Here is a 14,117-nt window from a genome sequence, read left to right on the forward strand (position 1 = left end):
CCCCCGCCGCGTGTGTCCCCGAGACCGCGGCGCGGGCGGGGAGCCCCAGCCATGCGAGGGCAGCCATGACCGACGACACCAGGAGCGCCACGGGAGGCGGCGCCGGCACGACCACGGGCCCGGGCACCGCCGGTTCCGGCGCGAAGGGCAAGGGCTGGGGCATGGCCATCGCCGCGTGCCTCGGCCTCTGGCTCGTCCAGAACGGCTCCGCGGAGACGACCCCGCCGGTCCCGTCCGCCGCCGAGGCCTTCGCCGCCGGACCGCACCGGCACACCGACGCGGCCGCCGCCCCGCTGCCCCCCTCGGCCCCGGTCCGTGTCCGCATCCAAGAGATCGGGGTCGACGCCCCGGTGATGCGCCTGGGCCTCGCCCGTGACGGCAGCCTGGAGGTGCCGCCGGCCGGGAACCCCAACATCGCCGGCTGGTACAAGGACGGCACCCCGCCCGGCGCGAAGGGGACGGCCATCGTCGCGGGCCATGTCGACAACGCCGAGGGCCCCGCCGTCTTCTACGCGCTCGGCAGCCTCAGGAAGGGCCACTGGATCGAGGTCACCCGCCGCGACGGCCGTACCGCCGTCTTCACCGTCGACGCCGTCGAGGTGTACGACAACGAGGACTTCCCCGACCGGAAGGTCTACGGGCCCGCCGACCGCGCCGAGCTACGTGTGATCACCTGCGGCGGCACGTTCGACGAGAAGACCGGCTACCAGGGCAACGTCGTCGCCTACGCCCATCTGATCGGCGTGCGTTAGCCCCACTGGTCGAAGGCGAGCTTCGCCACCAGCGAGAAGACCACCACCAGCAGTACGCCCCGCACGAACTCCGCGCCCTTGCGCAGCGCCATGCGCGCCCCGAGCATCCCGCCCGCCAGGTTGAACACCGCCATCAGCGCCGCCGGCCCCCACAACACCGTGCCCTGGTACGCGAACATCGCCAGCGCCCCCGCGTTGGTGCACACGTTCACGATCTTGGCCGTGGCGGAGGCGGTCACCAGGTCCAGGTGCAGCACCGCGGTGAGCGCCAGCACCAGGAACGTGCCCGTGCCGGGGCCGAACAGCCCGTCGTAGAAGCCGATCCCGCCGCCGACGAGGACGATCGCCGCGACCACCCGCGCCCGGGTGACCGGGCCCTTGTCCGCCGTCGTACCGAAGGACGGCCGCAGCATCACGAACGCCGCCACCGCAAGCAGCACCACCATGATGACCGGCCGCAGGACGTCGCTGCCGATCCCCGCGGCGAAGAACGCGCCGCACATCGACCCGGCCAGCGCCGCCAGTCCGATCCTGGCCGCCGTCCCCACCCGGACCGGCGCCCTGCGCACGTAGGTCGCGGCGGCACCGGTCGTGCCCACGATGGCCACCGCCTTGTTGGTGCCGAGGATGTGGGCGGCCGGGACCTGCGGGAGGCCCAGCAGCAGCGCGGGCAGGAGGAGCAGCCCGCCGCCGCCCACGACGGCGTCGATCCAGCCCGCCACGAGGGCGGCCGCGCAGAGGAGGACCAGGGTGGTCAGCGATATGTCGGGCACGACCGTGAGCCTATGAGGTGGATACATGTGCCGCCCACGGAACCGGTGAGGCTTGAGGTACCTCTGAGGTTGGAGGGTGCCCCGGTGGCGTGTCCCGCCCGTACTCGTGTCCGTGCCCCTCACCGAGGGCCGCGGTCGCCGCTGAGATCAGCTTTCCGTGCGCGAAACAATCGGGATGCGGACGGGAAACACCGCCGACGCACGCTGGCGGCATGAGTTCACGGATCGTGGTGGTCGGCGGAGGCACGGCGGGCGCTCGCCTCGCCGAGCGGCTGCCCGTCACCCTGCTCGGCGAGGAGCCGCACGCGCCCTACAACCGGGTGCTGCTCGCGGACGTCCTGGCCGGACGGTACGGGCCCGAGGTCATCGCCCTGCCGGCCCCGCACCACGACGGGGCGCGGCACGAGGTGCGGGTGACCGGCATCGACCGCGCCGCCCGGGTGGTGCACTGCGCGGACGGCGAGGCTTTCGCCTACGACCGGCTGGTGCTGGCCACCGGCTCGAACCCGGTGCTGCCGCCGCTGCGGGGCCTGGGCGGCGGGCGGCTGCCGGCCGGGGTGCACGCGTTCCGGACGCTCGACGACTGCCTGGCGCTGGACGCGCTGGCCGGCCCCGGGGTGCGGGCGGTGGTGATCGGCGGCGGCCTGCTGGGCGTGTCGGCGGCCCGCGCGCTGGCCGCCCGGGGCGCGGACGTGGTGCTGGCCCAGCAGGGCGAGCACCTGATGGAGCGTCAGCTCGATGCGGGCGCTTCGGCGATCCTGCGCCGCCACCTGGAGGCCGATCTGGGCGTGGAGGTGCACACCGAGTGCCGCGTCCGGGGCCTGCGGTGCGTGGACGACACGGTCGAGGCGGTCGAACTCGCCGACGGCTTCGTCCTGGACGCCGATGTCGTCGTCATCGCCTGCGGGGTGCGCCCGCGTGTGGGCCTCGCCCTCGACGCGGGACTGGACGTGAAGCGCGGGATCGTCGTCGACGACCGGCTGCGCACCTCCGACCCGTACATCCACGCCGTCGGCGACTGCGCCGAGCACGACGGCCGGCTCTACGGGCTGGCCGGTGCCGCCCTGGAGCAGGCCGATGTCCTCACCGAGGTGCTGAGCGGCGGCACCGGCGCCTACCGGGGCACCCGCGCGCTGACCCGGCTCAGCATGGACGCCCTGGAACTCGCCGCGTTCGGCGAGGCGACACCGCTGCCCGGTGACGACACCGTCCAGCTGGCGGACGCGACGAGCGGCGCCTACCGCAAGGTCGTCGTGCGCGGCGACCGGCTCGTCGGCGGCGTCCTGCTGGGCGACCTCGGCGCTGTCGGGGCGCTCGCCCGGGCCTGGGAGGGCGACGAGGCCCTTCCGGAAGCGCCCCTGCTCCACCTGCTCACCCACGACGGAGGCTCCTGAAATGGCCCACATGCCCACAATCGTCCTCGTCGGCCACGGCATGGTCGGCCAGCGCTTCCTGGAGGCCCTCGCCGAGCGCGGTGTCACCGAGCGGGCGCGGATCGTCGTGCTCTGCGAGGAGCCCCGCCCGGCGTACGACCGGGTCCGGCTGACCTCGTACTTCGACGGCAGGACGCCCGACGACCTGTCGATGGTCGAGGACGGCTTCATGGCGCGGCACGGCATCGAGCTGCACCTGGACGACCCGGCCGAGACCATCGACCGCGAGGCCCGCACGGTCACGTCGCGGGCAGGGCGGGTGATCGCGTACGACACCCTCGTCCTGGCGACCGGTTCGTACCCCTTCGTACCGCCGGTGCCGGGCAAGGACGCGACCGGCTGCTTCGTGTACCGGACGATCGAGGACCTGCTCGCCATCGAGGAGTACGCCAAGACGGCGCGGACCGGCGCGGTGGTCGGCGGCGGGCTGCTCGGCCTGGAGGCGGCGGGCGCGCTCAAGGGCCTGGGCCTGGAGACGCACGTGGTGGAGTTCGCGCCGCGGCTGATGCCGGTGCAGGTGGACGAGGGCGGCGGCGCGGCGCTGCTGCGCACCATCGAGAACATGGGCCTCGTGGTCCACACCGGTACCGGTACGCAGGAGGTCCTGACCGAGGACGGCTCGGTGACCGGCATGGCCCTGTCGGACGGGACGACGGTCGCCACCGACATGGTCGTCTTCTCGGCGGGTGTCCGCCCCCGCGACCAGCTGGCGCGCGACTGCGGCCTGGCGGTCGGCGAGCGCGGCGGCATCGCGGTCGACGAGCTGTGCCGTACGTCGGACCCGGCGGTGTACGCGATCGGCGAGTGCGCGATGGCGGCGGACGGCCGGGTGTACGGCCTGGTGGCGCCCGGGTACGAGATGGCGCTCACGGCCGCCGCCACCATCGCGGAGGAGGAGGCCAAGGCGTTCACGGGCGCCGACATGTCCACCAAGCTGAAGCTGCTCGGCGTGGACGTGGCGTCGTTCGGCGACGCGCACGGCACCGCCGACGGCTGCCTGGACGTCGTCTACTCCGACTCCCGCTCCGGGATCTACAAGAAGCTGGTGGTCGACCCCGACGGCGTGCTGCTGGGCGGCGTCCTGGTCGGTGACGCCGAGTCGTACGGCATGCTGCGCCCGATGACCGGGACGAAGCCGCCGGTCGCGCCGGAGCAGCTGGTGCTGCCGGCCGGCGCCGGCGCACCGGTGTCGCTCGGCCCGCAGTCGCTCCCCGACGAGGCGATCATCTGCTCCTGCCACAACGTCACCAAGGGCGCCATCTGCGCCTGTTCGTCGCTGCCCGAGGTGAAGAAGTGCACCAAGGCGGGCACCGGCTGCGGCAGTTGCGTGAAGGTGATCCAGCAGCTCCTGCCGAAGCCGGCCGACAGCGGGATGTGCGGCTGCTTCCCGTACACCCGCAGCGAGCTGTACGAGATCGTCCGCACGATGCGTTCCACCTCGTACGCGCAGCTGCTCGACTCGCACGGCCGCGAGGAGGCGCGCGGCGGCGAGGGCTGCGAGATCTGCAAGCCGGCCGTGGCGTCCATCCTCGCGAGCCTGACCAACGAGTACATCCTCGACGGCGAGCGGGCCGCGCTCCAGGACACCAACGACCACTTCCTGGCGAACATGCAGCGCAACGGCTCGTACTCGATCGTGCCGCGCATCCCCGGCGGGGAGATCACCCCGGAGAAGCTGATCGTGATCGGCGAGGTGGCCAGGGACTTCGGCCTCTACACCAAGATCACCGGCGGTCAGCGGATCGACCTCTTCGGCGCGCGGGTCGACCAGCTGCCGCGGATCTGGACCCGGCTGGTGGACGCGGGCTTCGAGTCGGGGCACGCCTACGGAAAGTCGCTGCGCACGGTGAAGTCGTGCGTCGGCCGGACCTGGTGCCGCTACGGCGTGCAGGACTCGGTGAAGATGGCGATCGACCTGGAGCTGCGCTACCGGGGCCTGCGCGCCCCGCACAAGCTCAAGTCGGCGGTCTCGGGCTGCGCCCGGGAGTGCGCCGAGGCCCAGTCGAAGGACTTCGGCGTGATCGCCACGGCCAATGGCTGGAACCTGTACGTCGGCGGCAACGGCGGCGCGACCCCGCGCCACGCGGACCTGCTCGCCCAGGACCTGTCGGACGCGGAGCTGATCCGGCTGATCGACCGGTTCCTGATGTTCTACATCCGCACCGCGGACCGGCTGGAGCGCACCGCGGCCTGGCTGGAGCGGCTGGAGGGCGGGCTCGACCACCTGCGCGACGTGGTCGTGCACGACAAGCTCGGGCTGTGCGACGAGCTGGAGGCGCTGATGGCCGCACACGTGGCGAGCTACCACGACGAGTGGGCCGAGACGCTGAACGACCCCGAGCGGCTGCGCCGGTTCGTCTCCTTCGTGAACGCCCCCGACGCGCCGGACCCGTCGGTGAAGTTCGTGCCGGAGCGCGGCCAGATCAAGCCGGACCTGACGATCCTCACGCTGGAACCCCTGGAAGGAGCTTCCGCCCGATGATGCTCGAACTGTCCTACGACGACGAGTGGTTGCCGATCTGCGACGACTCCGTGCTGACGCCGGGCCGCGGCATGGCGGCCCTGCTGCCCGACGGCCGGCAGGTGGCCCTGTTCCGGGACCGGGCCGGGCGGTCGTACGCGATCGACAACCGGGATCCGTTCACGGGTGCGCAGGTGCTGTCGCGCGGCCTGATCGGGTCGGCGGGCGGGCGGCCGTTCGTGGCGTCACCGCTCCTGAAGCAGCGCTTCGACCTGGAGACCGGGCGCTGCCTGGACGACGAGGACGTGGCGGTCGCCGTGCACGAGGTCCGGACGCGCGAACTGGCCGCCGTCTCCTGACGGACGCCCCCGGACCGGCGCCGCGCGTCGGAACCGCGTCCGGGGCCGGTGCGCCGGCCGCGTCCGGGGCCGGTGGCCCCGTGGGGGCCGGTCGCGCCGTGGGGGCCGGTCGCGCCGCCGGCGGCGGCGCGCCGGTGTGGCGTACGCCGCCGTCGCACCCGCCGCCTCAGCCCTGGACCGCGGCCGGGTCCATCCACATGACCTCCCAGAGGTGGTGGTCCGGGTCCTGGAAGGACCGGCCGTACATCGTGCCGTAGTCCAGGGGGTCGTTGGCCGCCGAGCCGCCCGACGCCAGCGCGGCGTCGCACAGCTGGTCGACCCGCTCCCGGCTGTCGGCACTCAGCGCGAAGATCGCCTCCGTGGAGCGCGACGCGTCCGCGATCTCCTTCTTGGTGAAGTCCTTGAAGCGGGGCTCGGTGAGCAGCATCACGAAGATGGTGTCGCTGATGACCAGGCACGCGGTCCGGTCGTCGCTGAACTGCTCGTTGAACGAGTAGCCGAGCTCGCTCCAGAAGGTCTTCGACGTGCCGAGGTCCTTCACGGGCAAGTTCACGAAGATCATCTGAGGCATGTCGTGGTCTCTTCTCTCATCGGTGGGTCGCTTTCGAGGGGGTAGACCGGGAGGCGCGGCAAAACTCATCGCTCCCGCCGGATCTCCCCGGGAGAAATCTCGCCCCGCTCCGCCCGGACCGCCACTCAGGGGCCTCCGCCCCCCGGCACAACCCGGCGGCACCACCCGACCGCACCACCCGGCCGGACGCGCGCCGCCGCGGGCCGGGGCCGCGCCTCCCGGCCACGCGCGCCCGGGAGGCGGTACAAGGTGAACGGGAAGGAGCGCCTCACCCGACCCGAGAAGCCACCGGAGGGGTGGACCGGCCCGGACCGGCTCCCGACGCTTCCCCTTCACCGCTTGTTGCTGCACTGTCAATCCAGGGCTTCTAGGTTCCCGATGCGCTCGACCCCGCCGCCCCGCCCCGGTGCGGCTGGTCCGGTCACGAACGAACCTCCTGGAGTGACAAGTGGAACGTCGTAGTTTCCTGCGTGGAGCGGTCATCGGCGGCACCGCCGCCGCGTTCGGCGGCACCCTGATGCGGGGCGCGGCCTACGCGGCGCCCGCACAGCCGGGTCCCGGGCCGTACGGGGCGCTCGGCGCGGCGGACGCCAACGGCATCCAGCTGCCCGGCGGCTTCACGAGCCGGGTGATCGCCCGGTCCGGGCAGAAGGTCGGCTCCACCGCGTACACCTGGCACAACGCCCCGGACGGCGGCGCCTGTTTCGCGGACGGCACGGGCTGGATCTACGTGTCGAACTCGGAGATCACGCCGGGCGGCGGCGCGAGCGCCGTGAAGTTCTCCTCGACCGGCGCGATCACCGGCGCCTACCGCATCCTGTCGAACACCCGGCAGAACTGCGCCGGCGGCAGGACCCCGTGGAACACCTGGCTGTCCTGCGAGGAGGTGAGCCTCGGGTACGTGTACGAGACCGACCCGTTCGGCGTGAACGCCGCCGTCCGGCGGGACGCGATGGGCCGCTTCAAGCACGAGGCGGCGGCGGCCGACCCGGTGCGCAAGGTGGTCTACCTGACCGAGGACGAGACCAACGGCTGCCTGTACCGCTTCGTCCCCACCACGTGGGGCGACCTGTCCTCCGGCACGCTCCAGGTGCTGAAGGCCGGGACCGCCACCTCCGGCAGCTTCACCTGGGCGACCGTCCCGGACCCGGACGGCTCCCCCACCTACACCCGTGACCAGGTCTCCGGCGCCAAGCGCTTCAGCGGCGGCGAGGGCTGCCACTACGCCAACGACACCGTCTGGTTCACCACCAAGGGCGACAACCGCCTGTGGCAGCTGAACCTCACGAACAACACCTATGAGCTGGCCTACGACGACTCGCTGGTGACCGGCGGCACCGCCCCGCTCACCGGCGTGGACAACGTCACGGGCTCGTCCTCCGGCGACCTCTTCGTCGCGGAGGACGGCGGCAACATGGAGATCTGCGTGATCACCCCGGACGACGTGGTGGCGCCCTTCCTGCGGATCAACGGCCATTCCGGCTCCGAGATCTGCGGCCCGGCCTTCTCGCCGGACGGCAAGCGGCTGTACTTCTCCAGCCAGCGGGGCACGACCGGCAGCTCGTCGGGGGGCATCACCTACGAGGTGACGGGGCCGTTCCGCGCGTAGCGCCGTCGCTGCGGCCGCCGCTGACCCGGCTGGGCGCCACCTCCGTCGAGGAGGGCGGCGCCCAGTGGCGTCAGGGTGTGCAGCACGGAGCTGCCCTGGCGCAGGGTGACCACGAGGCCGGCGTCCCGCAGCACGCCCGCGTGCTGGCTGGCGGAGGCGAGCGACACGCCCGCCCGGCGGGCCAGCTCGCTGGTCGTGCCGCCCTGGCCTATGGCCCGCAGGACCGCGCAGCGGGTGTGCCCGACGAGCCGGCCGAGCGGCGACGCGCCCGGCTCGCCGGGGCCCGACACGGGCGCGTCGGTGTGGGTGACGGGGTAGACCAGCACGGGCGGCAGGTCCGGGTCGCGCAGGACGACCGGGGTGCCCCGGCAGAAGTACGAGGGCTGGAGCAGCAGGCCGCGCCCGTCCAGCCGCAGGTCGCGGTCCACCGGGTAGTCGGCCTCCAGCACGGGGGCCCGCCAGCGCAGCACGGGCGGCAGGGAGGCGAGCAGTTCGTCGGCCCCGCCGTCGAGCAGGGCGCGGCCACGGACCGCCCGGTCGGCCTCGACGCGGGCCTCGATGTGCGACCAGTACGGCTCGATGGCGGCCCGGTGGTAGCCGCGGAGCGCCCCGATGAGCCGCCCGAAGGGCTCCTGCCGCCCCTCGGCGAGGTCGCGCGCCCAGCCGGGCAGGCCGGGGCCGCCGGGCCGTGAGGAGGCCAGCAGGGCCAGTTCGGTGTGGACCCGGGCCGGCGGTGTGGCCCGCACCGCCTGGAGGCCGGTGTCGAGTCCGTCGAGGCCCTCGGGCGGGGTGAGGAAATCGGGGAAATAGCCCCGCGTGGGCACCAGGGCGCCCAGCAGTCGCGTTTCGCCGTTCAGCCGCGTCCGCGATTCCGAGCGCCATGCTCCGTAGACGAGCGCGCCGCGCCGGTCCCGCAACCGGTGAAAGCTGAGAATCGTTTCCCACAACGCATCCGGCCGGGCGGCCATCCGGACCCCGGCAAGGTCGTCCCCGGTGAAATGAATACGCAGCACTGAACCCACCCCTGTTGCATCCGCAATCACCCCCCGCCAATGAGTATGCATGCCATCACACGCCGTCACCACGGCATTTCAGCCACAGTTGAAACGCATCGCGGAGACCGGGGGTGAACCGAAAAGCTGTACGGCGTCGGGCAGGAAACCTTCAGGACCGAGGTGACGCGCTGAAGACCGTGGGGGGCTTCGCGCGTCCGGCGGCGGACCTGAAAGGTTGCGGCTCTCCCGCCCGGCAGGGGTAATGGGGCGCGGTCGGCGGGTGGGGATCCGGTGGCCGCGCTCCGCCCGTTCTTTGCGGGTTGAATCACCTGATTCGACCGGACATTGGCCGGTACATTGACCTGACATAAAGGTCCGGTGTTCAACAGCCCGGAATTCAACCGGCCGCAATGTAACAGGAACCCACAATTCCTCTCCCGGGGCCTTCCGCCCCACCACGCTCCGCGCCCCCGGCGCACGGCCCCGGCCCCCGGCTGCCCCGGGACCACCGGCTCCCCGGCTCCGGCACCCAGCCCCTCTGGTCCTCCGCCCCGGCTGCCGGGAGCTCCCGGCCCCCCTCGGCGCCCCGGCCCCGCCCCTGGAGCCCCTATCCCCGTCCCCGCCCCCGGAGGCCCAGCCCCTGGAGGCTCCGGAGGCCCCGCCCCCGGAGGCTCCGGAGGCCCGGAAGCCTCGGGCACGACGACGGGGCGGACACCTCCGCACAAGGTGTCCGCCCCGTCTTTCCTGAGGACCGGAGCCGCCGCCGATCGGTGAGGGTCGGGGACCAACGGCGGCTCCGGAGTCTGGAGGGCCGGACCGTCCGGGGCACGGACGGTCCGGCTCAGCTCAGCGGCTGTCGCTCCCGCTCGACTGCGCCGCCGCGCGCCCCGCCTCCAGGCGCGCCACCGGGATGCGGAACGGCGAGCAGGACACGTAGTCCAGGCCCACCTCGTGGAAGAAGTGCACCGACTCCGGGTCACCGCCGTGCTCGCCGCAGACGCCGAGCTTGATGTCGGGGCGGGTGGCGCGGCCGGCCTCGACCGCGCTGCGCACCAGCGCGCCGACGCCGTCCTTGTCGATCGTCTCGAACGGGCTGACGCCGAAGATGCCCTTCTCCAGGTACGCGGTGAAGAAGCTGGCCTCCACGTCGTCCCGGGAGAAGCCCCACACCGTCTGGGTGAGGTCGTTGGTGCCGAAGGAGAAGAACTCGGCGCACTCGGCGATCTGACCGGCGGTCACGGCGGCGCGCGGCAGCTCGATCATCGTGCCGAGCGCCAGCTTCAGCTCGACGCCGGTCTGCGCCTGGACCTCGGCGATGACCTGCTCGGCCTCGTCGCGGACCAGCTCCAGCTCCTGGACGGTGCCCACCAGCGGAATCATGATCTCGGCGCGCGGGTCGCCCTTGGCCTCGATGCGCTGGGCGGCGGCCTCGGCGATGGCGCGGACCTGCATGGTGAACAGGCCGGGGATGACCAGGCCGAGGCGTACGCCGCGCAGACCCAGCATCGGGTTCTGCTCGTGCAGCCGGTGCACGGCCTGGAGGAGGCGCAGCTCGTTCTCGTGCGGCTCCTTGCGGGCCTCGGCGAGGGCGACGCGCACCGACAGCTCGGTGATGTCGGGGAGGAACTCGTGCAGCGGCGGGTCCAGCAGGCGGACCGTCACCGGCAGGCCGTCCATCGCCTCGAACAGCTCGACGAAGTCGTCCTTCTGGAGCGGCAGCAGGGCCTTCAGGGCCTCGTCGCGCTCGGCGTCGGTGTCGGCGAGGATGAGCCGCTCGACGTACTGTCGGCGGTCGCCGAGGAACATGTGCTCGGTGCGGCACAGGCCGATGCCCTGGGCGCCGAAGCGCCGCGCGCGGGACGCGTCCTCGGCGTTGTCGGCGTTGGCCCGTACGCGCAGCCGGCGTACCCGGTCCGCGTACGCCATGATCCGGTGCACCGCCTGGACCAGCTCGTCGGCGTCGTCGGCGCCAGCGTGCATGCGGCCCTCGAAGTACTCGACGACCGGCGACGGCACGACGGGGACCTCACCGAGGTACACCTTGCCGGTGGAGCCGTCGATGGAGACGACGTCGCCCTCCTCGACGACGTGCCCGCCGGGCACGGTCATCCGGCGGCGCTTGGTGTCGACCTCCAGCTCCTCGGCGCCGCAGACACAGGTCTTGCCCATGCCGCGCGCCACGACGGCCGCGTGGGAGGTCTTGCCGCCGCGCGAGGTGAGGATGCCCTCGGCGGCGATCATGCCGTCCAGGTCGTCGGGGTTGGTCTCGCGGCGGATCAGGATGACCTTCTCGCCGGACCGGGACCACTTGACTGCGGTGTACGAGTCGAAGACGGCCTTGCCGACGGCGGCGCCCGGTGAGGCGGCGATGCCGCGCCCGACCTGCTGGACCTCCGCCTTCTCGTCGAAGCGCGGGAACATCAGCTGGGCGAGCTGGGCGCCGTTGACGCGCTGGAGCGCCTCGGCCTCGTCGATGAGGCCCTGGTCGACGAGCTGCGTGGCGATCCGGAAGGCGGCACCGGCGGTGCGCTTGCCGACGCGGGTCTGGAGCATCCACAGCTGGCCGCGCTCGATGGTGAACTCGATGTCGCAGAGGTCCTTGTAGTGGTTCTCCAGCGTCTCCATGATCTGCATCAGCTGGTCGTACGACTTCTTGTCGATCGACTCGAGGTCGGCCAGCGGCACCGTGTTGCGGATACCGGCGACGACGTCCTCGCCCTGCGCGTTCTGGAGGTAGTCGCCGTAGACGCCCTGGTGGCCGGAGGCCGGGTCGCGGGTGAAGGCGACGCCGGTGCCGGAGTCGGGGCCGAGGTTGCCGAAGACCATGGAACAGACGTTGACGGCCGTGCCGAGGTCGTGCGGGATGCGCTCCTGGCGGCGGTACAGCTTGGCGCGGTCGGTGTTCCAGGAGTCGAAGACGGCCTTGATGGCCAGGTCCATCTGCTCGCGCGGGTCCTGCGGGAAGTCGCGGCCGGCCTCGGCCTTGACGATCTTCTTGAAGTTCTTGACGAGCTTCTTCAGGTCGGCGGCGTCGAGGTCGGTGTCGACGGTGACCTTCTTGGCGGCCTTGGCCTCTTCGAGGGCCTCCTCGAAGAGTTCGCCGTCGACGCCGAGGACGGTCTTGCCGAACATCTGGATGAGGCGCCGGTACGAGTCCCAGGCGAAGCGCTCGTCGCCGGCCTGCTGGGCGAGGCCTTCGACGGACTTGTCGGAGAGTCCGATGTTGAGGACGGTGTCCATCATGCCGGGCATGGAGAACTTGGCGCCGGACCGGACGGAGACCAGAAGCGGGTTGTCGGCCTGACCGAGCTTCTTGCCCATCTTCTCCTCGAGGGCGTCGAGGTGCGCGGTGACCTCGTCGCGCAGCTCGACGGGCTCGTCACCGCTGTCGAGGTAGACCTTGCAGGCCTCGGTGGTGATGGTGAAGCCGGGAGGCACCGGGAGACCCAGGTTGGTCATCTCGGCGAGGTTGGCACCCTTACCGCCGAGCAGGTCCTTCAGGTCCTTGTTGCCCTCGGTGAAGTCGTACACGAACTTCTGATCTTTGTTTTCCGACACGGGTCTCGACTCCTCGAGGACTCGGTGGCTGCCCTGACGGCGAGGAACATACCCAGATCAAAGGCTTCTGGGTACGTACGCCTATCCGTCATGCGGCCTTAACCACCCGTCCGCCAGCAGATCGAAAGTGACCGAGCGGTAGGTTCTCCGACCCGGCCCCTTCAGCCTCCGAATGACCTTTGACCCAAAGCTGAGGATAATCGCTCACTTGAGCGTCAAGGAGGCCACGTGAGTTCAACTCTTGAACACAAAAAGGGTGGCACTCAGTGCCACCCTTTGAGAAGTGCAACCGCCCCTTTGGCGCTCATCTGAGCGCAACCCCTATCAGGGGTGGCGAGAATCACGCCCCGCTGGAGCGGCCGATTCCACGATCCGGACGGCGTCCGCACCCTCCGTGGACACCCTCGGCGCATCCGGCCGACCGGTGCCGCCGTCAGCCGCCCGAGGTGTCCAGTTCCGCGTCGGCGCTGACGGCGGAGCAGTCGTAGGGGTCCTTGAGCCAGCCGTCCGGGAGCACCACCCGGTTGTTGCCGGACGTCCGCCCGCGCGGCCCGTCCGCCCCCACCGGCCACGCCTGGTCCAGGTCCAGCGCGCTCAGCTGAGCGCGCAGCTCGTCCAGGGCCGAGGTCACCGCCAGCCGCTTGCGCATCTCCGAACCGACCGCGAAGCCCTTCAGGTACCAGGCCACGTGCTTACGGAAGTCGATGACGCCCCGCGTCTCGTCGCCGATCCACTCCCCCAGCAGCCGCGCGTGCCGGACCATCACGTCCGCGACCTCGCGCAGCGTGGGCGCCGCCGCCGCGCCCGTCCCCTCGAAGGCCGCCACCAGATCGCCGAAGAGCCACGGCCGCCCCAGGCAGCCGCGCCCCACGACGACGCCGTCGCACCCGGTCTCGCGCATCATCCGCAGCGCGTCGTCCGCCGACCAGATGTCGCCGTTGCCGAGGACCGGGATCTCCGGGACGTGCTCCTTCAGGCGCGCGATGGCGTCCCAGTCGGCCGTGCCGCCGTAGTGCTGGGCAGCCGTCCGGCCGTGCAGGGCGATGGCCGTCACGCCCTCCTCGACCGCGATGCGGCCGGCGTCCAGGAAGGTGATGTGGTCGTCGTCGATGCCCTTGCGCATCTTCATCGTGACGGGCAGGTGTCCGGCGTTGGAGACGGCCTCGTTCAGGATCGCCCGCAGCAGCGGCCGCTTGTACGGCAGGGCGGAGCCGCCGCCCTTGCGGGTCACCTTGGGCACCGGGCAGCCGAAGTTCAGGTCGATGTGGTCGGCGAGGTCCTCGTCGACGATCATGCGGACCGCCTTGCCGACCGTCACCGGGTCGACGCCGTACAGCTGGATCGAGCGGGGCGTCTCCGTCTCGTCGAAGTGGATCAGCTGCATGGTCTTCTCGTTGCGCTCGACCAGCGCCCGAGTCGTGATCATCTCGCTCACGAACAGCCCCTTCCCGCCGGAGAACTCACGGCACAGGGTGCGGAACGGGGCGTTGGTGATGCCGGCCATCGGCGCGAGCACCACCGGCGGCTGCACGGTGTGCGGCCCGATGGAAAGGGGACTGAACGCGGTCATGCCCCCCATTGTCACCCACGTACCGAGTGGATCGTT

At 71.8% G+C, this 14,117-nt stretch carries 10 protein-coding genes; 5 read left to right on the plus strand and 5 right to left on the minus strand.

Going from position 1 to position 14,117, the window contains the following annotated elements; all coding sequences use genetic code 11:
- The first annotated feature begins 161 nt into the window (after positions 1-161).
- On the plus strand, positions 162-752 hold the full coding sequence (locus tag IE109_RS14995; RefSeq protein ID WP_229891121.1) for a class F sortase: 591 nt from the start codon (positions 162-164) through the stop codon (positions 750-752).
- On the opposite strand, the gene IE109_RS15000 is transcribed toward IE109_RS14995, so the two are convergent.
- Positions 749-1,525, minus strand: a complete 777-nt coding sequence (locus tag IE109_RS15000) for a sulfite exporter TauE/SafE family protein (protein ID WP_189551371.1) — start codon at positions 1,523-1,525, stop codon at positions 749-751. The genes IE109_RS14995 and IE109_RS15000 overlap by 4 nt on opposite strands.
- Before the next feature lie 212 nt (positions 1,526-1,737).
- Here IE109_RS15000 and IE109_RS15005 point away from each other — a divergent pair, with 212 nt between their 5' ends.
- The 3 genes from IE109_RS15005 to nirD are packed head-to-tail and all read left to right on the plus strand — an operon-like array spanning position 1,738 to position 5,778.
- Entirely contained in the window at positions 1,738-2,919 is a 1,182-nt protein-coding gene (locus tag IE109_RS15005) for an NAD(P)/FAD-dependent oxidoreductase (RefSeq protein ID WP_189551372.1), read from the plus strand.
- A 1-nt stretch (position 2,920) separates the two neighbouring features.
- On the plus strand, positions 2,921-5,440 hold the full coding sequence (gene nirB / locus IE109_RS15010; RefSeq protein ID WP_189551373.1) for a nitrite reductase large subunit NirB: 2,520 nt from the start codon (positions 2,921-2,923) through the stop codon (positions 5,438-5,440).
- On the plus strand, positions 5,437-5,778 hold the full coding sequence (gene nirD, locus IE109_RS15015; protein WP_189551374.1) for a nitrite reductase small subunit NirD: 342 nt from the start codon (positions 5,437-5,439) through the stop codon (positions 5,776-5,778). The genes nirB and nirD overlap by 4 nt, the downstream gene beginning before the upstream one ends.
- Before the next feature lie 166 nt (positions 5,779-5,944).
- Here nirD and IE109_RS15020 read toward each other — a convergent pair whose 3' ends face one another.
- Positions 5,945-6,349 carry a VOC family protein gene (locus IE109_RS15020; protein WP_189551375.1) on the minus strand — a complete coding sequence of 135 codons (405 nt, stop codon included), beginning with the start codon at positions 6,347-6,349 and terminating at the stop codon, positions 5,945-5,947.
- A gap of 448 nt (positions 6,350-6,797) precedes the next feature.
- On the opposite strand from IE109_RS15020, the gene IE109_RS15025 reads away from it, so the two are divergent.
- Complete coding sequence (locus IE109_RS15025) at positions 6,798-7,958, plus strand: PhoX family protein (RefSeq protein WP_189551376.1); 1,161 nt, start codon at positions 6,798-6,800, stop codon at positions 7,956-7,958.
- Here IE109_RS15025 and IE109_RS15030 read toward each other — a convergent pair.
- The 3 genes from IE109_RS15030 to dusB form a co-directional block, all read right to left on the minus strand.
- The gene (locus tag IE109_RS15030) at positions 7,928-8,971 is read right to left on the minus strand and encodes an ArsR/SmtB family transcription factor (protein WP_189551377.1); all 1,044 of its coding nucleotides are present in this window, start codon (positions 8,969-8,971) and stop codon (positions 7,928-7,930) included. The genes IE109_RS15025 and IE109_RS15030 overlap by 31 nt on opposite strands.
- 828 nt (positions 8,972-9,799) lie before the next feature.
- The gene (gene ppdK, locus IE109_RS15035) at positions 9,800-12,511 is read right to left on the minus strand and encodes a pyruvate, phosphate dikinase (protein ID WP_189551378.1); all 2,712 of its coding nucleotides are present in this window, start codon (positions 12,509-12,511) and stop codon (positions 9,800-9,802) included.
- 433 nt (positions 12,512-12,944) lie between these two features.
- Positions 12,945-14,081: a tRNA dihydrouridine synthase DusB gene (dusB, locus tag IE109_RS15040; RefSeq protein WP_189551379.1), complete on the minus strand. Its 1,137-nt coding sequence runs from the start codon at positions 14,079-14,081 to the stop codon at positions 12,945-12,947.
- Positions 14,082-14,117 lie beyond the last annotated feature (36 nt).

The sequence above is a fragment of the Streptomyces lavendofoliae genome, assembly GCF_014649735.1.
GTDB classification, from domain to species: domain Bacteria; phylum Actinomycetota; class Actinomycetes; order Streptomycetales; family Streptomycetaceae; genus Streptomyces; species Streptomyces lavendofoliae.